We start from the raw sequence: 22,040 nt of genomic DNA on the forward strand, positions 1-22,040 counted from the left end.
CCACAGCGTGCCTTTGCGCCCGCGCCGCTTGTTGAACCAGCGGCTGAAGCGCTCCTTCACCTCCTTCACATAGATCGACAGGTCGCAGAAGCGCTGCTGGATCGCCGCCAGCTTCTCCTGCACCAGCGTCTCCATCCCCCGCCGCCGCAGTTCGGCGATCTCCGTGCGCAAACAGCCCACATACGCCTTGCTGTATAGCACCCGCAGATGCTCCAGCAGCTTTTCCTCGCCCTCCGGCCCCGCAAAGCGCTCCAGCCACACCTCACGCTTCGGCAGTTCCACCAGCGCATGAAAATGGTTCCCCATGATACAGTAAGTCACCAGCTTCACGCCACAGAAGTCCGCCAGCCGCCACATCACGCGCTTGAGCGCTTCCTTCTCCACGTCATCAAAGAACACCTCCCCGCCGCAAGTGCGCGACATCACATGGTAGGTGTAGCTCTCCAGCGGCCCCTTCCCCAGAATCCGCCGCCGCCCGCCCGACCACGACCGCGCGGCAGGATAAGGGGCTGTTTTGGCATTGATGCCAACAAGTTGGTCTTCCAGCGGAATGGCTTGATTTTCAGAGGCTTTCGAGGTGCTCATGGGCGCGGATAATGGTCAAAATGGAGGCGAAAGCAAGCACTGTATGCCTGGCATCTTTTCTCTATCAGCGGTTAAAATCCCTCCGCTCACGTCAGCCTCGGCCGGAACGAGCACGCCGGGAAGTCGGGGGCGGGTGGCGCGAACAGGCGGAGCGATTGGGGCGTGGCTGAGGGGGGATTGCTTGTCGCTTGTCCATTTGTTACACACTGTCGTCATTTCCCAAGTTCAGAACCCTTGGCTTGATGAATGGTTGCGCCATCCAGCGTCTGGTTGATTGTCGCCACCACTCTCAGAAATCACCGCCATGAAACCCCGTGCATTTATTGGATCTTCAGTTGAAGGCTTAAATATCGCCTATGCAGTCCAGCAAAACCTGCTTCACGACGCAGAGATAACCGTTTGGGATCAAGGGGTTTTTGAACTGTCATCTACAACCATCGAATCATTGGTGAAAGTCTTGGCGACAAACGACTTCGGAGTTTTTGTTTTTAGTGCCGACGATCTTGTGAAGATTCGCGGAAAGGAAGGAGCTTCAGTTCGAGACAATGTGTTATTCGAATTTGGTTTGTTTATTGGAAAGCTAGGGCGTGAGCGGGTTTTCTTTCTAATCCCAGACGGCTCAGAACTCCACATCCCCTCGGATCTGATCGGAATCACTGCCGGCAAGTACGAATCAAACCGCCTTGATGGAAGCATGCAGGCGGCTACGGGACCAGCATCTCACCAGATTCGCCTTCAAATCAAAAAGCTGGGGGCGCTTCAAACCAGATTAGCAACAGGGTCTGAAGATACGATTGTCCAGGTCGCGGAAGGGACAACTTGGGCTACCGACTTTTTTCAGAAGAAATTTGAAAGCGCGAAGGTCAAGATTGAGGCGGAAATGGCCAAAAGCACGGACATCGACAAAAGTCCGTTACTTGAATTGTGCCTGCGCTATTGCGAGTTCAAAACTGACTTCAAACAAGGAATCAAACCTTTGCTGGAGTATGCTGAGTCTCAGCCAGATTCACTTAAAATGAAAAGATGGACTGCGGCACTCCTGAAAATGGATGGTCGTTTTCCTGACGCCATCAACCTTTTGAAGGACATCAAGAAGCAATATCAGCACGACCATTCCATTGATCTTGCCATCGCTAAGTGCCATGCAGAAAACGAGGAGCATGAAATCGCCATTTCCATTTTGGAAACCGCAAACCCAAGCATAAATCCGGATGTGGCTCTAACTTTGGTAGATCTACTCGAGAAACAGGAGAAAGTAGCCGAAGCCTTGGATGTGATTAGCCGTTGCTACGGCGCAGATTCAAGCGTCGAGCATGTTCGCTTCAAATACGCAAGATTGGCTCAAGATCTGAATTTTCATGAAATTGCGGTTTATCTGCTGGATAAGCTCACCTCCGACTTTCCGGATTCAATCGAATATTGGGGATATCTCGGCAACACTTGCCTTTCACTCGACCTGATGGATGTATCGTTAACTGCTTATCGAAGAGCCGAGCAGCTCATGAAGCCAGATGAAAGTAGTCCATGGATTGTCAGCAATATCGGCAATCTTTTCTCAAACGTGGGATTGTCTTCAGAGGCGTGCGCATACCTTGAACGGGCTTTAACAAAAGAGCCAAAATCGGAGTATGCGCATGATAGGCTTGCTAGTGCATTGAAGAACGTGCAGGAGAAGCGCAAAGTTTATCAATCAAAGTGCTCGGAAGGGTTTCGCCAGATTCGAGACTCCCTGAGAACCGACAACCTACCTTCGTAGTCAGATCGACCGGCCACCATTGGTGAAGAGAATTTGCTCCCCCACTGCCTCGACGCACCGCCCACACAGCGTCAAATGCTCAGCGTGCGTTCCGCCATCCGGGAGATGCTTCCAGCAGCGGGCCCATTTGGGATGAGCTGATTCGGCCACGACGGCGGCGAGGGTGCTGCGGGCGATGTAATTGCGTTGGTTCATGCGCTCACCAGAACTTCCGAGCGCTGGATCATGGCCTCGAACAAGGCTTTGAGCTGCTGCTTTTGCCGCAGCACGGGGCGGTTCGGGTTCAGGGTTCGTTCCAAAGCCAAGCCCGTTTCAGGCTCGCTGAGGCGGAGGAGGCGGGAGCCGTCCTTGAGACGGAGCAGGGTGATCTGGATGTTGTCTGTCTGCATGGAGTCAAGGTTCTGCAAAACCATGAGAAGGCAACATGAGGTTCAGGGTGGCGGGTGGCGCGAACAGGCAAAGCGATTGGGACGTGGCTGAGAGGAGATTGCTGACGGTTTTCCCTTGGTTGCACCCAATGTCGTTCGCCTCAGTCTTCCCGTATCATTCGATTGTGTGGATTGGGAATCTTGGTCGGGTAGTGAAACTGGATGATGTTCTCGGGAGGCACCTTGTTCTTTATCGAAAAACCGAAGTTCAGTTCCTCCGCCTCGCATGATGGATCCAAAAGTCGTGTGAACATTCTTTCCACCATGTTGCCAGCGAGTTCTTTGAAAAACCATGAGGGCAGCTCACTTGAGGAAATCATACATTCTATGACAACCGCTCTGCCTCGGTTCCGAAGGATCTGCGCTTTTCCAATGGAATTAGCGATGCACAAAAGATATTCGCTCCCATACAGCAGGTAGTGCCCGCAACTGTTCACAAGATGATCATACGAAAGTTCAAAATAGCATCGACCCGCATTATGCTCTTCGTAACTGCTTCCAAATTCACGTTGCGCCAAATGATCGATGGCTTCTAGAACCGATGCAGAGTTTCCAAACAACTCCCGTGCTGCATTCCGTAGCCTTTCGGGGTTCGAAGGCAGTATTCCCTGTTTTTGATAGCTCTCAGTAGTGATTGGTCTGCATCCGTGAAAGGCAACGACCGCATGGTAGTGGGTGCGCAGTTGATGGGCTAAGAGTTCATGTAAATTACCACACTTTTTCCCATGGGCTTTCTTGACGACTTTCTCCAACCATGAAAGGTCGTCGCTGACAATCATGTCAGGCGGTTGATTTAAGAATGCCTGGATGACTTGTTCATCCAGCAACGGAGCCATCAACGACCGAAGAGTTGCCTCCCCTTCTTGTTCGTCGGACCAACGAAACACGTTCATTTAGCACTCTAGGTTAATAATAGGCACTGTAGTTCCAATCGAATAATCTCACCCGACCGCCTCGGCACACCGTCCGCACAGCGTCGGGTGCTCGGAGTGCGTTCCGACATCCGGGAGGTGCTTCCAGCAGCGGGCGCATTTGTGATGGCTGGATTCCGTCACGACGGCGGCGAGGTCGGTGCCGCGGGTGATGTGGAGGTCGCTCAGGATGAGGAACTCGTGGAGGGTGGCGGGATCGCTGAAGACGGGGTGGGTAAAACCTTCGGCGGGGAGGGTCAGGGCGACGGTGGCTTCGAGGTTGGAGCCGATCTTCTTTTCCTGGCGGGCTTTTTCAATGGCCTGCTGGATGACGACGCGAACTTTGAGGAGTTCCTCGACGGCGGCGGTGGCCTCGGTGCCGGCGAAGGCGGGATTCGGCTGCGGGAAGACCTGCATGTGCACGCTGTCGCTGTGGCCGAGGTGTTCCCACGTTTCATCGGCGGTGAAGGCGAGGATGGGGGCGAGGAGCTTGCACAAGGTCTCGGTGATCTCGCGGATGGCGGCCTGGGTGGCGCGGCGGCGCGGGCTGTTGGCGGCGTCGCAGTACATCCGGTCCTTGGTGATGTCGATGTAGAGGGCGCTGAGCTCGGTGGCGAAGAAGCTGTTCACCACGGTGAAGACCTTGCGGAAGTCGTAGGCGGCGTAGGCGGTGACGCACTCGGCGGTGATGGCGTGGAGGCGCTCGAGGATCCAGCGGTCGATGAGAGTGTAAGACGGATTCCCACAGATTCGGGATTCCGCAGATTTTTTTTCAGAATCAGAATCTGTGGAGTCCTGAATCTGTGGGAAATCTTTGGGCTCGTCGTGGAGGTTCCCGAGCAGCACGCGGAAGGTGTTGCGGATGCGGCGGTAGGATTCGCCGGTCTGCTGGAAGAGTTCTTCGCTGAAGGGGACTTCGTTTTGGTAATCGACGCTGCTGACCCAGAGGCGCACCATGTCGCCGCCGTACTTGTTGTAGTAGTGGTCGGCGGTCATGGGCTTGGAGCTTTTGCCGGTGCCCTGGTCGCTCTTGCTGATCTTTTTGCCGCTGGTATCGACGACGAAGCCGTGGGTGATGACGCTCTTATAAGGAGCGGCGTCGCGGGCGACGATGCTCATCATGAGGCTGCTCTGGAACCAGCCGCGATGCTGGTCGGTGGCCTCGATGTAGAGATCGGCGGGGCAATGCAGCTCGGGATGGCGGTCCAACACGCTGACGTGGCTGCAACCGGAGTCGATCCACACGTCGAGTGTGTCGTTGCCGCGTTTCGTATCGGCCGGCAGGCCGACGGCCTCGGCCCACCAGACGTCGTCTTTTTCGAACCAGAGATTGGTGCCCTGCTTTTCGACGATGTCGGCGACTTTGCCGATGATGTCGGTGCGCATGATGATCTCGCCACTGGCATCATAAAAAACGGGACAAGGCACGCCCCAGGTGCGCTGGCGGCTGATGCACCAGTCGGGCCGACCACTGACGGTGCCGTGGATACGATTGCGCGAGGACGCGGGCAGCCAGGTGACCTTGTCGATCTCGCTGAGGGCCTTCTCACGGATGGCGTCGATCTTGATGAAGAACTGCTCGACGGCGCGGAAGATGATGGGCGTCTTCGAGCGCCAGCAATGCGGATACTGGTGGACGTATTTTTCATTGCCGAGGATCGCGCCTTTGGCGGTGAGGATCTCGATGATGCCGTCGTTGCTGGAAAAGACGTGCTTGCCGACGAAGTCAGGCAGTCCGCACTCGGCGGTGAATTTGCCCTCGGCATCGACGGGCGAAAGGATATCGAGCCCGTGCTCGCGGCCAGCCTGGTAATCGTCCGCGCCGTGGCCGGGGGCGATGTGGACCGCGCCGGTGCCGGTGTCGGCTGTCACAAACGTGGCTCCGATCACTTTCGAGGTTCGATCCAAGAATGGATGCTTAGCTACTGATCCAACCAATTCGCTTCCTTTGATCTCGATTGGTTCGAAACCTTCGAAGTCGACGAGGTTGGCGAAGAATCGGTCTTCAAATTTTTCCAGCAGCTCTTTAGCTATGACAAAGTACTCCGTAGTCGATGGGCCATCTTCAGAGAGCTTCGCTCGATATTTTTTGATCACATAAGTGAACTCTGGATGAACTGCGATGGCGAGGTTAGCCGGGAGAGTCCACGGTGTAGTTGTCCAAATCACAAAAGATGCCGTTGGATCGACATCAAAAAGCCGACCAGACAGTGCTCTGAACTTCACATACACCGCAGGCGAGGTTTTCTCCTTGTACTCGACTTCGGCTTCTGCGAGCGCGGTTTGCGCGCCGTAGCTCCAGAGCACAGGGCGCTTCATGCGATAGACGAGGCCTTTTTCGACGGCCTTGCCAAAGGTGCGAAGGATGCCGGACTCGTAGCCGGGATCGAGCGTGAGATATGGATTCTCCCAGTCGCCGAAGACGCCGAGGCGCTTGAAGCTGGTGCGCTGGATGTCGATGTACTTGCGTGCCTCGGCCTCGGAGAGCGTGCGGATTTGAACCGGCGTGAGTCCGGCGGCGGATTTCACCACTTTGAACTCGATGGGCAGCCCGTGGCAGTCCCAGCCGGGGATGAAGGGCGTGTGGAAGCCGGCCATGGTCTTCGACTTCACGATGAGATCCTTCAGCACCTTGTTCAGCGCGGTGCCCATGTGGACGTCGCCATTCGCAAACGGCGGGCCGTCATGCAGGATGAAGGTGGGCTTGCCTTTCGATTGAGCGACGATGCGCTGGTAGAGCTTCCCCTCCTGCCACTTCGCGAGGCGCTGCGGCTCCCGCGTAACGAGATCGGCCTTCATCGGGAAGTCGGTCTTCGGCAGGAGGACGGTGTCTTTGTAGTTACGGGCAGTGTCGGGGGCGCTCATGGGTCAGGGAAAAAGGAGGGCGAGGGTAGCGCGGGCGGGGCGGGTGGCAACGATTTGGAAATGTTGTTTTACCGCGCCGCGTTCCCTGCTTCATTCATGGCGTATGGCAACCATCACCAACGAAGAACTCCTCGCACACACGCAATGGCTCGAAAGCGGGGGCAAGAGCGGGCGCAAGCTCGATGAAACAGGCATGAACCTCGCGAGCAATGTGCTGTCGGGCCTGAACATGGCAAAGGCGCAGTTTGTGGGCACCACGTTCACGAAAGCGGACCTCAGTGACACGAATCTGTCCGGCGCTGATTTCAGCGGGGCAAATTTCGACAGCGCGAATCTCAGCGGCGTGGATTTGAGCGACGCTGATCTCGGCGGCGTGTCCATGCGCAACGCAAATCTGACCAACGCGAATGTGCGCGGTGCCGATCTCTCCGGCGCGAACCTCGAAGGCGCCAATCTGACCAACGCGGACTTCACGAATGCCGATTTGATCGCCGCAAACCTCACGGGGACGATTCAAACCGGCTTGATCATCACCGGCGCGAAGCTGGCAGACACGCAGGGATTGCAGGGCTGAGCGAGAACGGCGGTCCGTCCTCCGACTCAGATCATCCCGAGCTTCATTTTCCCTTCGATGCTGATCATGCCCTGATTCCAGGCCGGATCCCAGACGAGTTCGACGGCGGCGTCATCCATGTCCTCAATGGTCATGATGCGGCTCTGCGCGTCGGCGGCGATGGTGGGGCCCATGCCGCAACCGGGGGCGGTGAGGGTCATCTTCACCACGGCCTTGTTTTTACCTTCGGCATCGGCTTCGACCTTGCAGTCATAGACGAGACCGAGATCGACGATGTTGACGGGAATTTCCGGGTCATAGACGTTCTTGAGCTGGTTCCAGACCTGGCCTTCGAGATCGCTGACCTCGGCGGGGATGTTGGAAGAGCTGCCGTCCTGCTCTTTCTTGGCGGCGTCGGGATCAATGCCGAGTGCATCGACATCTTTGGATTGAATACGGGCGAGGCCAAAGTCGGTGGCGACGGTGTAGGTGCCGCCGAGGGACTGTGTGATGATGACCTTCATGCCGAGCGGCAGCTTGATGAGATCGCCGCTGGGGATTTGGACGGCTTCGACTTCGCGTTTGAGTTCGAGGGAGGAGTGCATGGGGGAAACGGGACTGGGAGAAGATGAGACTTGGAGATGGGGAGACCTAGGAGGTGAGGACGATCTTGATTTTGCCCTGGGTTTTGCCAGCGAGGTTCAAAGCGTCGGCGAGAGTGCCGGACTGATCGGGCGGGTGGTTTGAATTTCCACTTTCTGCTTTCTGTTCTTTGCTTTCGGCCTCCAAGGCCGCACGCAGGGCACCTTCGACCATCTGGCCGCAGTGAATCTTCATCGGCGGCAACGGGCCAAGCGGTTTGCTCAACTCTTCGGCGGACATGGAGAGCGCTTCCTCCTTGGTTTTACCACGAATGAGTTCGGTGGCGATGCTGGCGACGGCGATGGCGGTCTGGCAGCCGAAACTTTGAAAACTGGCCTTGTCGATGACCTTCTGGCCGTCCTGGTCTTTGTATTTGATCCACAGGCGCACCATGTCGCCACAGTCAGGGCTGCCCACGGTGCCAACGGCGTCGGCATCGGGCATTTCGCCAAGATTTTGCGTGTTCGTGAGGGCTTGCTGGAGTGCGGCTTCGTCCACGGGTGTTGATGGTTTAAAGTTGAGGGTTGATGGTCAGAAGCTGGGTCGAGGGGCGGAGGCGCGGCGGGCAAATTCTTTTGTCAGGCCATCAACCATCCACTTTCAACTATCAACTCATTCTATTTCTACGCGATAGCGCGGCAGCGAGGGATCAATCTCCTGGCTGTAAGCGTCGATGCCACCGGCGAGGCATTTCGTTTCGCCAAAGCCGTGACCGATGAAGTAAGCGGCGGCATCGAGCGAGCGTGAGCCGGTGTGATCGTAAAGGACGAGCGTCTGCGTCTTGTCACCACTGGTGAAGATCTCCTGCACGAGTTCCTGGGTGAGCAAACGTGCGCCGGGGAGCTTCACGGCTTCGTGTTCTTCACGGGTGCGGACGTCCAGGACGATCAGGTCGGTCTTGCTGCGGCGGAGCTGCTCAAAGTCATGCGCTGAAATTTGCAGCGAGGCATCGCCTTGATGGCTGTCCTGAATATGCGCCACGGCTTCAGCCACGAGGATGTTTTCGTTGCGCTCGCAGACCTGGGCGAGCGTCTCTCCCGGCTGGAAGCCACAACTGCGGCAGCCGCCAATGTGATAGCGCGCAAACATGGCCCGCTGCGCACCAGGATAGGCCTGGAGCACCTGGCTCATGGTCATGTCGCCATTCAGGGGCGGAAGTTCAAGGGGGGGCATGGGGGCGGTGAGATTAGACGGTCACGCGGTCTTGGAAACCGTAAAGTTCATCTAGGCAACGAGGCCAGAGGCGCTAAGGTCGCGCGAATCTGAACTTTCTCTCATGAGCGCCCAAGAACCTCGCATTCCGGTGCTGCCGACTCTGATGACGGCGGGCAACATTCTCTGTGGCTTCGTCGCCATCCTGCAAATCTTCGACGGGCGGCATCTCGACGACCACCTGCACTATCACTACGCGATCATCTTCATCCTGCTGGCCTGCCTGTTCGATGCGCTGGACGGCCGCGTCGCCCGCATGGGCGGCACGGAGAGTCCGTTTGGCCGTGAACTCGATTCGCTGGCAGACATCGTTTCGTTCGGCGTGGCCCCTGCCCTGTTGGTCCACGACATTGTGTTGAAGGAGATCGACACGCCGAAGGGACTCGGCTGGCTGATCTCGTGCATTTACCTCGTCTGCGGGGCGATGCGGCTGGCGCGGTTCAACTGTCTCGCGGCGGCGGACGTGAAAAGCAGCAGCAAGAGTTTCCGCGGCTGCCCGATTCCGGCGGCAGCAGGCGTGATCTCATCGCTGACGCTGCTGATCATCTGGCTGGACAGCAACGAGAAGGAAATCGGCAACTGGAAGTATGCCCTGGCCGGCCTGATGGCACTGCTGTCCTACCTCATGGTCAGCAGTCTCGAATACCCGAGTTTCAAGGCGGTGAACTGGCGCACGAAACGCTCATTCCACTGGGTGCTCATCAGCATCTTCGTCATCGCCTTCACGGTGATGAACTGGCACTGGATGCCGGCGGTGCTGTTCGTGAGCTACCTGCTCTACGGGCTCGCCCGCCCTTGGGTTTCACGCAAATGGCGGCAGGAAATCGAGATCGAGGCGGAATCGGTGGAAGTGGATGCGGACACCGAGACCCTGGCGCTCAATGGCAGCGAAGAGGCGCCGCCGCGCACCAGCGACAGCGCCGTGCAGATCTGAATGGAAACAAATTCGTTTCGCAAACGCCCGGCACGCTCGTAATTGAGGGTTCACCGAACTCTCCATGGCCGACTTTTACCAGCACGCGCGCGTGCCCACCCTTCACCATCTGGCACACGCGGACAGTTCGGCGCGTGAGAGCGAGATGCTGGCATGGGCGGCAGACAAGCCGGTGACACTACTGCTGCCCGCACTCTACGCCGAATGCGAGCGCCCTGCCCTGCCCCGCATCTTGGAGGAGGTGTCGCAGGCCGGGCATATCAGCGAGGTCATCCTGAGCATGAACGGCATGGACGCCGCCGAGCACGAGCGGGCGCTGCGGCTCTGCCGGCAAAATTTAAAAGGCAAGAAAGCGCACCTGCTGTGGAATGACGGCCCGCAGCTCTCCCGCGTGTATGAGCGCATGGACGAGGCCGGACTGGCCGGGCCGCACGCCGGTAAAGGCTCAAATATCTGGATGGGCATCGCCTACCTGCACGCACGCGGCTTTGACGGCATCATCGTCAGCCATGACACGGACATCCTGAACTACAGCCGCGATCTGCTGTGGCGGCTGTGCTATCCGCTGCTGCATCCACGCATGGGCTATCGCTTTGCCAAAGGCTACTACAGCCGCGTCTCGGACCGGCTGTATGGCCGTGTCACGCGGCTGCTCATCTTCCCCCTCATCCAGGCCTGCCGTGACGTGCTCGGGTCGAAGCCGATGATCGAACATCTCGATAGCTACCGCTATCCGCTGTCGGGCGAATTTGCCGCCGACATGGAAGCGCTCAAAGGTTTCAGTCTGCCCGGCGGCTGGGGTCTCGAGATCGCCATCCTGTGCGAAGCCTTCCGCCATCTGCCCGGCGAGCAGCAATGCCAGGTCGATCTGGGCTTTCACTTCGAGCACCGCCACCGCAGCCTCGCGCACGATCAGATCGGCGTGAACGAACCCGGCCTCATCGCCGCCGCCGCCGATGTCGCCCGCTGTCTGGCCTATCAAGTCCTGCGCGAAGCCGAACCCCGCTCCGCCGAGAGCCTGCTGCGCCGCATCATCGAACGCTACCGCCCGCGTGCCGCCGAGTGGCTCCAGCGCTACGAGCATGTGGCCCTGCTCAACGACCTGCACCACGATCACGCCGAAGAAACCGCCGCCGTCACCGCTTTTGGCCACGCATTGGATCGCCTGCTGCAATCACTGGGTGAAGAGGGCTCGCTGCGCGTGCCTGCCATGCGCGAAACTCCGGCCCAAACGCTCACAAAAATTCCAGGACTGGCGGCGGAGATCGTCGCCAGCGCGGTGGTTGTGTGATCACACTCCGTTTTGATTAAAGAGGTGGCTCGGGACGGGATCGAACCGCCGACACTAGGATCTTCAATCCCATGCTCTACCAACTGAGCTACCGAGCCTCTGACTTGAAGGGCCGCTATTGGAGCATGCTTCAATCATGGCGCAACGGGTTTTTCATGCCACGCGCAGATTGGACCGGGCTCATTTCCCCTTTGCTGAAACCGCCACCAGCGCCCAGCCGATCATCAGGCTCAAACCGCCCAGCGGCGTCACGGCTCCGAGCCATTTCGTGCCAGTGTAGGCGAGGACGTAAAGTGACCCGCTGAACAGAAAAATGCCCGCCAGCACCATGCGCCAGGCCCAAATCATCGCTGGCTTGCTGCTGGCAAACAACGTCAGCAGCAGGAGCACGACGGCATGCGGCAGATGATACTGCACCGCCGTCTCCCAATGCGCGAGTTCGCCGGTGGCCTTGAGCTTGTCATGCACGCCGCCATGTGCGCCCGCAGCACCGAGGGCAATGGCGAGAAAGCCCATGAGGGCGGAAAGACGAAGGCGAAAGGGATCGGGCTGCATGGCTTCGATGATTAGCCGGTTCGCGACTCAAATCCACTCCTTCATCACCCGCCCAGAAACATCCGTGAGACGGAAATCGCGGCCTTGGAAGCGATGCGTGAGGCGCAGATGATCAAAACCGAACTGATTGAGCAGCGTGGCGTGGAAGTCGTGCAGATCGACGGGGTCACGCACGACGCTCCAGCCGATTTCATCGGTCTCGCCGAAGATCTGGCCGCCTTTGATGCCACCACCGGCGGCGAGCATGGTGAAGGCGAAGGGATGATGATCGCGACCTGTCACGTCCGGCCTGCCACCACGGTTCTCCCCCAGCGGTGTGCGACCGAATTCACTGCCAAAGACCACCATCGTGTCTTCGAGCAGGCCGCGCTGTTTCAAATCGGTGAGCAGCGCGGCGATTGGCTGGTCGGCCATGCCGGCGTTGTAGGAGAGTTCGTTGTTGAGGTCGCTGTGATGATCCCAGCTCGCGTGCATGAGGCTGACAAAGCGCACCCCGCGCTCAACGAGACGGCGCGCGAGCAGGCAGTTCTTGGCAAAGGCTTGGTACTGGCCGGGACCGCCGCCGCGTGAAGCTTTGATCGGCGGGTCAGGCCGATCCACACCATACATTGCCCGCGTCTGCGCACTTTCGTCCTTCAGGTCGATCAATTCCGGCGCGGCGGTCTGCATGCGAAAGGCCAACTCATACGCGGCGATGCGGCTGGCGATCTCAGGATCACGCAGATGCTCGTAGCGGCTTTGATTTAGCTCCATGAGCGTGTCCAGGCCCTTGCGCTGAAGATTCATCGGGATGCCGGGCGGATTTTTCAGATTGAGCACCGGTTCGCCCTGATTGCGGAACAACACACCTGCATACGAACTCGGCAGGAAGCCGCTCTGCCACAACGAAGCGCCGCCGCTGGTGCCACGACCGGCGCTGAGCACGACGTAGCCGGGCAGATTGCGCGACATGCTGCCGAGACCGTAATTGAGCCACGAACCGATCGTTGGCAGGCCGAACTGCGCACGACCGCAATGCAGCACAAGCTGGCCGGGGTGATGATTGAACTGATCCGTGTGCAGACTGCGGATCATGAGCCAGTCATCGGCATGTTTGGCCATGTTTGGCAGCAGATCGCTGAAATCCATGCCGCACTGGCCGTATTTCGCGAACTTGCGCGGACTGCCCATGAGCTTCGCGGTTTCCTTGCGGATGAAAGCGAAGCGCACGTTCTTCGTCATGCTCTCCGGCAGCGGCTGGCCGTTCAATTCGTTGAGCTTGGGTTTCGGATCGAACAGATCCATCTGGCTCGGCCCGCCTTCCATGAAGATGAAGATGCAGTTCTTCGCTTTCGCCGGAAAATGCGGCGCACGCGGCGTGAGCGGATCTTGTACGACCTCGGCACCGCTGGCCGTGGAGGGCGAAATCAGGCCCTGTTCGGTCAGCAAGGCTCCCAAAGCCAGCGCACCGATGCCGTTGGCGCTCGTGGCGAGAAATTCGCGGCGTTTTTGAAGGATCTGCTGTTCGACCGGATGCATGGGCTCATAACGTGGCGCGGCCTGCGTTACTAACAGGCTTCAATCCCGCGCCTTGAGCACGCCCACCATGTCCAGCTTGCCGAGCATGCGGCCCACGACGATGAAGGAGGCGCAGGAGGCCAGCAGGACGACGAGCACGGACATCGTGTAAGTGTAGAGGCTGATCTGCAGCGGCATGCGCACCGTTTCAGTGCTGATGGCGTTGATGACGAAGGTGGCGAGACCTTTGCCAAACAGCAGGCCGACGGGCAGCGCGACGACGATGAGCAGGATGAGTTCTCCCAGCAACACGCCGGCGATCTCACGCCGGGTGAAGCCGACCACCCGCAGCGTGGCAAGATCGCGGCTGCGCTCGGACAGGGCGATGCGGGCGCTGTTATAGACGACGCCAAAGGCCACGATGATGGCGAGCGTGAGGTAAAGCTTCCGAATGATGCCGATGCTCTGGCCGGTGGTGCTGCGAAAGGAGTCGAGCTGGTCTTGTTTCACCAAGGTGATCGCAATACGCGGCGTGTCCTTCACCTCGCGCATGAACTCGGCCCAGCGCGCCTGATCGACGGCGAGATAGGCACCGCTGACGGTGTTTCCTTCACGCATCAGCCGGCGCAGCGCGTTGATGTCCATGAAGGCGGCAACACCGGCGAAGTCTTCCATGAAACCACGGATGGCGACTTCACGCGTGGCGCGCTGGCCTTCCAGCGCTTCGACCTGCACGACATCGCCGATGCGTGCGCCGATGCGTGCGCCGAGGATTTCGCCGAGCTTTGCCGACATGACGATGCCCTCCTCCGGCAGCACGATGCGGCGGCGCTGTGCATCGAGCAGGCGGTTCAGATCGGCCTCCCGCGGCAGCCCCATGATGGCGAGCTTGCGCGAATGATGACCGTGATGAATGCGTGCCTGCACCGCGCGCACCGGCTCGACACGCTGCACCCCAGGAAGCTGTTCCAGATCGTGCAGAGCCGGTCCTGAGCCGGGTTCGTTGAAAAACACCACCACATCCTGCCGCTGCACGTCATTCCATTGATAGGTGAGCAGGTAGTCGATGCTGTCGGCCATCGAACCGGGCAACACCATGAGTCCGGTGGCCAAAGCGAGGCCGAAGATGGTGAAGACGGCCTGCAGCGGACGGCGCTCAATGTTGCGCAGGGCCATGCGAAAGGCGGGACTGCTGCCACGCGTGAGTCCCAGCCGCTCCAGCAGCGAGGGTTTGAAATCGGCGGGCGGTTCCGGCCGCATCGCCTCCGCAGGCGGCAGTTTGACCGCCATCCACACGACGCTGATAACGCCGAGGACCGACGCGCCCGCACTCACGATGAGGGCGAGACCCAGCGCGCTGTAATCCATGCGGAAGCTCAAGTCAGGAAAGCGGAAGAACAGGGTATAGACATTCACCAGCCCGCCGCCCATGTAGCGCCCTGCCAAACCGCCGATAAGCGTGCCGAGCACAACGATGACAAGCGCGTAGTTCAGATAGTGCCGCCCCACCTGCCAGGAGGAGTAACCGAGCGCCTTCAACTGCGCGATCTGCTCGCGTTGCAGCCGCACGAGCCGTGCGAGCACCGCATTCACCATGAACGCCGCTACGCTGAGAAAAACGACGGGGTATGCCACGGACAAGGCACGCACCACGCGCAGTTCATCATCGAGCCGCTGCGCGCTGTTGTGATCGCGGCGGGTATAGGAGCCCATCGCACCATTATCGGCCAGCAGGCGGTCCATTTCCGCCATCACCAGCCCCGCCTGTGCTCCGGGTGCGAGGTCGATGCAGATGTCGTTGAACGCCCCGTCGAGGTTGTAGGGCACGGCGATGGCCTTGTAGTTCATCCAGAACACGCCGTAGCGTTTGTTATCGGGCAAAGTCTGGCCGGGACGTGCCTCAAAGACAAATTCTGGCGAGAGGCCGATGCCGCAGACGATGAGGGTGTCGCGATGACCGTTGATGATCGCGACGATGCTGGCGCCAATGTGCAGTTGGTTCGCTAGGGCGAAGGATTCGCTTATCACCACCTGCTGGCGCTCATCCGGCAGCGGCAACCGGCCTTGACGAATGAACACCTGGTTCAGCGTCTGCGGCCGATCTTCCGGCAATGAGACGATATGCGCGGACGCTGGCTCGGTAACGCCGGCGAGATCGAGCGTGGCCTCGACAACCACCCGTGCCTCAATGGCGGCGACGCCGGGAAGCTCCGCAATGCGGTCCGCCAGCGCCAGCGGCGCACGCTTCAACGACGCAAACACATCCGCCAGCCGGTAGCGCTGATAGTAGGCATCGCGCGTGCTTTCCAGCGTCAGGATGATGCTGCGCGTCATGATCATCATCGCCAGCCCGCAAGCCATGACGAGACTCACCGCCACGATCTGCCCTTTCATGCGACCAAGGTCGCGGAACAATTTGAGATCGAGCGGCGTCAGCATGATCGGCAGGCCGCATGATGGCGCGGGGCCGGAAGGCGGCAACAGGATCAATCATGCGCACGCTTGATGAGAGCTGATCCTGCTCACGGTTTTGCCGCAGAGGGGCAAAGAGGCGGAGGACGCGGAGAATCTGAATCTATTAAATCTCTGCCCTCTCTGCGTCTCCGCCCCTCTGCGGCAAACTCGATCCATCCATGGCGTTCACACCGCAGTCTGGCACTGCACTTGATCCTTCCTTGATAACTGGAACACAAGATGCGACACAGCCGCAGGCATGAACGAGATCACGAAGCGCAAGAATTTCATCCCCGTCACGGATGAGCTGATCTCGTACCTCGACCAGTTTGGCCGCTGCTACTCGCTACCAACGACGTATGACGAGCTGCGCTCCTTTGCCGACAGCTACCCGCTCTACGACAAGGAGGGCAACGCCACGCACTGGAGCAGCGTCATGTATCCGCGTGAGTACCAGCAGGAGATCTACCCGAAGCTCACCAGCATCTACTCCCAGCTCCGCACCGGCGATTTCCACGCCGTGCCGCACCTGTTCATCGAGCGCGTTGATTACTGCGAGTTCGGCAACTCGCGCCCCTTCCGTGTGCGCGTGGTGAACCAGTACAATGACAACTACGACCACTTCTACGTGAAGACGGCGGATGCCTCGCGAGTCTATGGCCTGGAACTGGAGCACCTGCTCTCCCCGAACCGCATCAACTACCTCATGCACCGTGGCGGCACGCTGGTGGAGGAACACATCGCCGGGGTGCCCGGTGATGCCTTCATCCGCGACTACCTGCATCGCCCCGACTTCAATGGCGTGCGTCTGGCGAAGGAGTTCGTCAAATTCAGCGAGCGCTGCTTCATCCGCCTGCTCGGCGACATGCGCAGCTACAACTACGTCATCGACATGACGCCCGACTTTGAGGAGGTGCAGTACCGCGTCCGTGCCATCGACTTCGACCAGCAGAGCTACGAGGGCCGCAAGAGCCTCTACCTGCCGCAGTTCTTCAAAGAGAACAATCCCGTCGTCCAGCTCTGCTCTTCCTGCCTGAACTTTCCCACCATGAAGCAGTATCAGGAGGAAGAGCGCAGCCTCATCTCCCGCCGCTACCTCTCCGAGCACACCCGCATCATGGCCCTGCTGCGCTGCATGAAGAACAACGCCGTCGAGCCGTTTGAAAAAGTCATCCAGCTCCGCGCCGAGCTGGGCCAGTACCACAGCTCCCACCTCTTCGACTCCTGCAAATCCATGGGCGAGATCGTCGAGCGCAACCTCGACATCATGCTCGGCCGCCATCTGGAGTAGGCGCAGGTGTTTTTTGACTTCGTTTGCCATTATGCCCAAACCCACACTCCACGCCAAGGCACCCGACTTCACCGCAGCCGTTATCGGCGGCAGTTACCAGGACGGTGACAGCGTCACACTGAGCAAACTTAAGGGGCAGAGCGTGGTGCTGTACTTTTATCCGAAGGACGACACGCCCGGCTGCACGAAGCAGGCCTGTGCGCTGCGAGATGGGTGGCAATCCATCGCAAAGAAGGCTCTCGTGTTTGGTGTGAGCACCGATTCGATCAAGAGCCATGCGAAGTTCATCCAGAAGCACGAACTCCCCTTCCCGCTCATCACCGATGTGGACCAGAAGATTGTGAACGCCTACGGGGTGTGGGTCGAAAAGAGCATGTATGGCAAGACTTACAAGGGCACCGAGCGCAGCACCTTTGTGATCGATAAAGATGGCAAGATCGCCGCCATCTTCGAGAAGGTGAAGCCTGATGAGCACTTGGCGGCCGTGCTGGCGGTGCTTTGAAGCGTCAGCTTCAACGGGCATAACTCCCAAAAACAAAGCCCCGCACTCGGCGGGGCTTTGAACACATCGAACTGGATCCTGAACTGATTGATTAACGCTTGGAGAACTGGAAGCGTTTGCGGGCGCCTGGGCGACCTGGCTTCTTACGTTCCTTGGCGCGGGAGTCACGGCTGAGCAGGCCATTCTTCTTGAGAACGGGGCGAAGCTCAGGATTCACGCTGATCAGCGCACGGGCGATGCCGAGACGCACGGCACCGACCTGGCCGGTGCTGCCGCCACCGCTGGCGTTCACTTTGAAATCATAGGTCTGGCGGGAATTGGTGAGGGCCAGCGGGAACAGAATCTGGTTCTGCAGGGCGACGGTCGGGAAGTACTCCTCGAAGTCGCGGCCGTTGACGGTAATGCTGCCGGAGCCTTCGAGAATGAAGACGCGGGCGATGGCGGTCTTGCGGCGGCCGGTGGCGGTTTTGAGAGGTTTGCTCATGCGATGGATACGATGGGAAAAATTACGCGACGGCGAAGGTCTTCGGATTCTGCGCCTCATGCGGATGCGCGGCACCAGTGTAGATCTTGAGCTTGCCCATAATGGCTCGGCCCAGACGATTGTGCGGCACCATGCCCTTCACGGCACGTTCCACGAGAAGTTCTGGACGACGCGCACGCACGCGCTCGACGTTTTCGATCTTCTGATTGCCGACGTAGCCAGCCTTCGAGGTGTAAATCTTCTGCTGCTCCTTCTTGCCGCTGAGACGGACTTCGGCGGCGTTCAGTACGACGACGAAATCACCGGTATCGACATGCGGGGTGAAAGTGGGCTTGGTCTTGCCGCGCAGGAGATTGGCGGCGGCAACGGCCACATCACCGAGAATCTGATTCTTGGCGTCGATGACCCACCATGTGGGGTTTTGGTCCTGGGCTTTGGCTGAAAACGTCTTCATTGAGTGCTGTGTACGAAAATCTTCCCGGCTGGGGAAGAAGGGTCGCGAAAGTAGGGGGAGACCCCGAAGTGTCAAGATCGAAAAACTAAGTTGTTCACAGTCACTGACCAGCGCGTTGGGGATCACGCCGGGCGACACGTTTTTGATGCGTGTCACAGTGGTGCTCGGGAAGGGACTCGAACCCTTAAGCCTTTCGGCACAAGATCCTTAGTCTTGCGCGTATACCAATTCCGCCACCCGAGCAGGGTCTGTTGAAACAGGGGCGCGAATATAGACACTTCACTTTTTATGCAACCTCTGATTTGTCTTTTTGCAAAACTGCCGGTCTGACTTTTTCTGTTCATGCTGCTTTGACCTGGGGCTTTCCGGCCTATCGCGTCTGGTCGAATTCCGCCAGCTTGCGCCGCCAAACCGCAGCTTCTGCCGAACCGGTGGACTCGCAGGCGTCCACGAGGCGTACAATGGAGTCCCGCAGCAGCCCTCGGGCATCTGCCGGAAGGGTGTCTCGGCGGGCATTGAGGCCTTCGTAACTGGCTAGGAGCAATGTTCTAGCCTCCGCATGCTTCTTCTGCGCCAGTTTTGTGGCACCCAGAAGACTCTCCGCATGAAAGCGGAGCCAATGGCCGGCCGAGTGCTTGGTTTGAAGCTGAATTCCTTCCCGCAGCAGCAGTTCCGCTTCGTCAGGCTTGCCTGCCGCCAGCCGGCAAGCACCAAGATTCAACATGGCGGCGACGCGAGCTTGATCGGGTTGTGCCTCTTGCAAGCGCTGGTTCAGCACTTGGAAGTACAAATCATCAGCGTCTTGCAGGCGGCCCTGCTTCTGACAAGTGGCCGCAAGCCGGCTCAGCGTATCGAGTGTGTCGTTGTGGCCGGGGCCGAGCGCGGGTTGTTGGATTTGCAGCATCTGCCGGTACATGTTCTCGGCTTCGGCAGATTTGTCGTGACGCTGAAAAAATTCCGCCACCCCTCGCATCTGGGCCAGCGTGTCGGGATCTCCAGGTCCAAAGGCCGCCTTCGTCAGCGTGAGCGTTTGCAGTTCGAGTGCTTCGGCTTCCGCCACTCTGCCGTCGGCGTCATAGGCCAGCGCCAGTTGGTGCATCGCACGATGAGTCTGGGCGGCATGCGTGCCGAGCCGCCCTTGCTTTACCGCCAGCACCTGGGCGTAAAGCTTCACGGCCTCGGCATGTCTGCCGTGTCTTGTATGCATTTGGGCCATCTGCTCCAGATGGGCCAGCGTGTCAGGATGTTCAGGGCCATTGGTGTCTTGAAGAATGGCGAGGATGCGCGCCTGTGTTTCCAGCGCCTCATCCGGTTTTCCCGCAGCCTCATATTCGGCAGCCAGCAGATTCATCGCACGCAGCGTCTGTGGGTGTGCCATGCCAAAGAGGCGCTGCTTGAGGGGCACCATCTGCTGCCGAAGTTTGATGGCCTCATCGTGCTGAAGGTGCCGCGCATGCATGGCGGCCAGCGCCTCCATCTGCGCCTGCGTCTCTGGATGATCCGCGCCCAGCACTTCCTGCATGCCTTTCATCGCGGTGAGAAACATCTGCTCCGCCTCCGCCCTCTTGCCACCAGCTTCGAGCGTCGCGGCAGTGATGGACATCGACACGAGTGTCTTTGGAGATCTTGCGCCATGCACACGCTGCATGCCTGCCAGTTGCTCTTCACGCAGCTTGATGGCCTCTTCAAATTTGCCCTGAGCGGTGCAGGCCCTGGCCGCATCAGTCAATGTGGCCAGCGTGTCCAGGTGATCGGGGCCGAGCACACGTTTTTGCATCTGGTAAAGCTCCAGGAACAGGGTCTCGGCATCCGGAGGCTTGTTCTCCGCCTCACAGACCACCGCCAGCACACGGACCGTCACGAGTGTGTCAGGATGTTCCGGCCCCAGCACCCGCCGCTGTGCATCCAGCGAGCTTCGCAGCCGCTTCTCCGCCTCCGCATGCTGGCCTTCGACATGCTGCGCGGTTCCCACCTCCGTCATTGCGCGCAGCGTGTCGGGATGCTCAGGGCCGAGCGCGAGCCGACGTTTTTCCAGTGCCCCTTCGAACTGTGTCTGCGCGTCCGCAGTTTCCGCCAGCGCCATGTAAGTCAGGCCGATCTCCTCCTGCACCTCCGCCGCAGCCACAGGATGCTCCGCAAGCTCCCCCAGATGGGCGACGGCATCATTGAGTGCCGCCACCTGCTCGGCAGCCCCATGCTCATGCAGGTCGCGCAAATGTTGCTCGCGAAATTTCGCCGCCGTTGCCTGCGCTTTGACTTCAGCCTGACTCCCCATGAACCGGCTCGTGACCAGGAACGTACCGGCTAGAGTCAGCGTGATAAGAGTGGCCAGCTTGAGAATGCCCAGGGTGTCGTGAAGCAGCTTCCGCGGGCGTGGGCCGCCAACTCGGTAGAGTTCATCGTCGGTACTCAGCGCCAGATGATGCTGCAGATCGCTGACCAAAGCGCTGAGCGTTGCGTGACGGCCCGCAGGCTGCTTGTCCAGCGCCTTCATCACGATCCAGTCGAACTGGTACTCCAGCGCGAACTCCAGCTTCGCCGCCTCCATCTGGCGGCCCAGCGCGATGCCCGCGCACTGAGCCTTGGGCAATGATTGCAGGCAGGCGGAAGGCTTCAATGGCACCAGATCGCACGCACAACGGATCAGTCCCTCCAGACTCGCGCCCGACATCTCTTTTTCCAACGGCAGCCGTCCGGCAAGCAGCTCATACAGCAGCATGCCCATGGCATAGATGTCACTGCGCAGCCCGATCTGCTCTCCACGCGCATGCTCTGGAGAAAAATACGCAGGCGGAGCCAGCAGGATGCCATCTGGATTTGCCAGTGCATGATTCAGCGCCTTCGCGATCCCGAAATCCACGATCTTGAGCACCGGCCGGTTATTGTCATCCCAGTTGAGCAGCACATTGCCGGGTTTGATCCCGCCATGCACCACGCCTTTCTGGTGCGCGTGATTGAGCGCCTCACAGGCCAGCAAGAAAAACTGCACCCGCACCGGCAAGGGCAGCCTTTGATCATCACAAAACTGCGTGATGGGCACTCCATTCAGCAGCTCCATGAGGATGTAAGGCCTGCCCGACGGGGTGGTGCCACAATCCAACGGCGTGGAAATACCAGGGTGGTCCAGCAGCTTCAGATGAGGCAGTTGAGGCTCGAAACGGTCCAGGAAATCCCGCGCATCCGTCTGCATGATTTTGAGGGCCGCCTGCTTCCCGTTGTGAACGTTCTCAGCCAGCCACACCACACTGGCGCCACCTTCGCCGAGGTGTTTGACCAGGCAGTACGAGCCGATGATGTCATTGGGCTTTTCATTCGCCAGTGCGGTGTTCACCGCCACCGTGCGGCCCTTCATACTGCCAGTTTTCCGAGCGCCGGAGATCACTCTGGAGTCATGCTGCAGCCGGTCCCAGACGGCATTCCACAGCGTTGTATCCTTGCCGCATGCCGCCGTTAGATACGCAAGCCGGTCCGCCTGATTAGCGCGTTGAAGCGCTTCTTGGAAGAGCTGGTCGGCATAGGCGGAATCGGGGGACATTGAAGGCTGGTGCTCTAAAAAGCCGAAAAATATGCGGGCTTCGTCAAAAAACTGCAAGCAGTTGCAGGTGTCTTCTTGCCTTCATCTGCAT

The 22,040-nt window shown here is 59.1% G+C and carries 20 protein-coding genes and 2 tRNA genes; 6 read left to right on the forward strand and 16 right to left on the reverse strand.

The genetic code is table 11. From position 1 onward, the window contains the following. The coding region (locus tag ACKVY0_RS06165; protein ID WP_409213917.1) for a transposase at positions 1 to 585 on the reverse strand (585 nt) is incomplete at its 3' end. 304 nt (positions 586 to 889) lie between these two features. Here ACKVY0_RS06165 and ACKVY0_RS06170 point away from each other — a divergent pair. After that, positions 890 to 2,341, forward strand: a complete 1,452-nt coding sequence (locus tag ACKVY0_RS06170) for a TIR domain-containing protein (RefSeq protein WP_409213918.1) — start codon at positions 890 to 892, stop codon at positions 2,339 to 2,341. On the opposite strand, the gene ACKVY0_RS06175 is transcribed toward ACKVY0_RS06170, so the two are convergent. From ACKVY0_RS06175 to ileS, 4 genes are all read right to left on the reverse strand, one after another. Beyond that, complete coding sequence (locus ACKVY0_RS06175) at positions 2,342 to 2,536, reverse strand: zinc finger domain-containing protein (RefSeq protein ID WP_409213919.1); 195 nt, start codon at positions 2,534 to 2,536, stop codon at positions 2,342 to 2,344. It lies immediately after the preceding gene. Then, complete coding sequence (locus ACKVY0_RS06180) at positions 2,533 to 2,730, reverse strand: hypothetical protein (protein ID WP_409213920.1); 198 nt, start codon at positions 2,728 to 2,730, stop codon at positions 2,533 to 2,535. Before ACKVY0_RS06180 ends, ACKVY0_RS06175 begins: the two co-directional genes overlap by 4 nt. 140 nt (positions 2,731 to 2,870) lie before the next feature. After that, positions 2,871 to 3,662, reverse strand: coding sequence for a hypothetical protein (locus ACKVY0_RS06185; protein WP_409213921.1), 792 nt, complete (start codon positions 3,660 to 3,662; stop codon positions 2,871 to 2,873). A 48-nt stretch (positions 3,663 to 3,710) separates the two neighbouring features. Continuing rightward, positions 3,711 to 6,545 carry an isoleucine--tRNA ligase gene (ileS, locus tag ACKVY0_RS06190; protein WP_409213922.1) on the reverse strand — a complete coding sequence of 945 codons (2,835 nt, stop codon included), beginning with the start codon at positions 6,543 to 6,545 and terminating at the stop codon, positions 3,711 to 3,713. A gap of 103 nt (positions 6,546 to 6,648) precedes the next feature. Here ileS and ACKVY0_RS06195 point away from each other — a divergent pair, with 103 nt between their 5' ends. Further along, complete coding sequence (locus ACKVY0_RS06195; RefSeq protein WP_409213923.1) at positions 6,649 to 7,119, forward strand: pentapeptide repeat-containing protein; 471 nt, start codon at positions 6,649 to 6,651, stop codon at positions 7,117 to 7,119. A gap of 26 nt (positions 7,120 to 7,145) precedes the next feature. Here the strand turns inward: ACKVY0_RS06195 and sufT are convergent, their stop codons facing one another. From sufT to ACKVY0_RS06210, 3 genes are all read right to left on the reverse strand, one after another. Beyond that, complete coding sequence (gene sufT / locus ACKVY0_RS06200) at positions 7,146 to 7,703, reverse strand: putative Fe-S cluster assembly protein SufT (RefSeq protein ID WP_409213924.1); 558 nt, start codon at positions 7,701 to 7,703, stop codon at positions 7,146 to 7,148. Positions 7,704 to 7,749: 46 nt separating this feature from the next. Next, a complete protein-coding gene (locus tag ACKVY0_RS06205) occupies positions 7,750 to 8,238 on the reverse strand; it encodes an iron-sulfur cluster assembly scaffold protein (protein WP_409213925.1) in 489 nt (162 codons plus the stop codon). Positions 8,239 to 8,352: 114 nt separating this feature from the next. Next, positions 8,353 to 8,913 carry a rhodanese-like domain-containing protein gene (locus ACKVY0_RS06210; protein WP_409213926.1) on the reverse strand — a complete coding sequence of 187 codons (561 nt, stop codon included), beginning with the start codon at positions 8,911 to 8,913 and terminating at the stop codon, positions 8,353 to 8,355. Between the two features lie 103 nt (positions 8,914 to 9,016). Here ACKVY0_RS06210 and pssA point away from each other — a divergent pair, with 103 nt between their 5' ends. Both pssA and ACKVY0_RS06220 read left to right on the forward strand, forming a co-directional pair. After that, positions 9,017 to 9,886, forward strand: a complete 870-nt coding sequence (gene pssA / locus ACKVY0_RS06215) for a CDP-diacylglycerol--serine O-phosphatidyltransferase (protein ID WP_409213927.1) — start codon at positions 9,017 to 9,019, stop codon at positions 9,884 to 9,886. Positions 9,887 to 9,977: 91 nt separating this feature from the next. Then, a complete protein-coding gene (locus ACKVY0_RS06220) occupies positions 9,978 to 11,177 on the forward strand; it encodes a hypothetical protein (protein ID WP_409213928.1) in 1,200 nt (399 codons plus the stop codon). A gap of 25 nt (positions 11,178 to 11,202) precedes the next feature. Here the strand turns inward: ACKVY0_RS06220 and ACKVY0_RS06225 are convergent. From ACKVY0_RS06225 to ACKVY0_RS06240, 4 genes are all read right to left on the reverse strand, one after another. Further along, positions 11,203 to 11,275: transfer RNA gene (locus ACKVY0_RS06225), tRNA-Phe, on the reverse strand. Between the two features lie 82 nt (positions 11,276 to 11,357). Next, on the reverse strand, positions 11,358 to 11,732 hold the full coding sequence (locus tag ACKVY0_RS06230; RefSeq protein WP_409213929.1) for a DUF423 domain-containing protein: 375 nt from the start codon (positions 11,730 to 11,732) through the stop codon (positions 11,358 to 11,360). Between the two features lie 27 nt (positions 11,733 to 11,759). Then, positions 11,760 to 13,250 carry a DUF1501 domain-containing protein gene (locus tag ACKVY0_RS06235; RefSeq protein ID WP_409213930.1) on the reverse strand — a complete coding sequence of 497 codons (1,491 nt, stop codon included), beginning with the start codon at positions 13,248 to 13,250 and terminating at the stop codon, positions 11,760 to 11,762. 39 nt (positions 13,251 to 13,289) lie between these two features. Beyond that, a complete protein-coding gene (locus ACKVY0_RS06240) occupies positions 13,290 to 15,668 on the reverse strand; it encodes an ABC transporter permease (RefSeq protein ID WP_409213931.1) in 2,379 nt (792 codons plus the stop codon). Positions 15,669 to 15,942: 274 nt separating this feature from the next. Here ACKVY0_RS06240 and ACKVY0_RS06245 point away from each other — a divergent pair, with 274 nt between their 5' ends. Beyond that, the gene (locus ACKVY0_RS06245; protein ID WP_409213932.1) at positions 15,943 to 16,974 is read left to right on the forward strand and encodes a hypothetical protein; all 1,032 of its coding nucleotides are present in this window, start codon (positions 15,943 to 15,945) and stop codon (positions 16,972 to 16,974) included. Between the two features lie 31 nt (positions 16,975 to 17,005). Then, on the forward strand, positions 17,006 to 17,476 hold the full coding sequence (gene bcp / locus ACKVY0_RS06250; RefSeq protein ID WP_409213933.1) for a thioredoxin-dependent thiol peroxidase: 471 nt from the start codon (positions 17,006 to 17,008) through the stop codon (positions 17,474 to 17,476). Between the two features lie 91 nt (positions 17,477 to 17,567). On the opposite strand, the gene rpsI is transcribed toward bcp, so the two are convergent. From rpsI to ACKVY0_RS06270, 4 genes are all read right to left on the reverse strand, one after another. After that, complete coding sequence (gene rpsI, locus ACKVY0_RS06255; RefSeq protein ID WP_409213934.1) at positions 17,568 to 17,960, reverse strand: 30S ribosomal protein S9; 393 nt, start codon at positions 17,958 to 17,960, stop codon at positions 17,568 to 17,570. Between the two features lie 22 nt (positions 17,961 to 17,982). Continuing rightward, complete coding sequence (gene rplM / locus ACKVY0_RS06260; RefSeq protein WP_409213935.1) at positions 17,983 to 18,414, reverse strand: 50S ribosomal protein L13; 432 nt, start codon at positions 18,412 to 18,414, stop codon at positions 17,983 to 17,985. Between the two features lie 158 nt (positions 18,415 to 18,572). Then, positions 18,573 to 18,657 (reverse strand) — tRNA-Leu (locus ACKVY0_RS06265). 127 nt (positions 18,658 to 18,784) lie between these two features. Then, the gene (locus ACKVY0_RS06270) at positions 18,785 to 21,949 is read right to left on the reverse strand and encodes a tetratricopeptide repeat protein (RefSeq protein ID WP_409213936.1); all 3,165 of its coding nucleotides are present in this window, start codon (positions 21,947 to 21,949) and stop codon (positions 18,785 to 18,787) included. Positions 21,950 to 22,040 lie beyond the last annotated feature (91 nt).

Origin of the sequence: Prosthecobacter sp. (assembly GCF_046154365.1) — a bacterium.
In the GTDB taxonomy this organism is placed as follows: domain Bacteria; phylum Verrucomicrobiota; class Verrucomicrobiia; order Verrucomicrobiales; family Verrucomicrobiaceae; genus Prosthecobacter.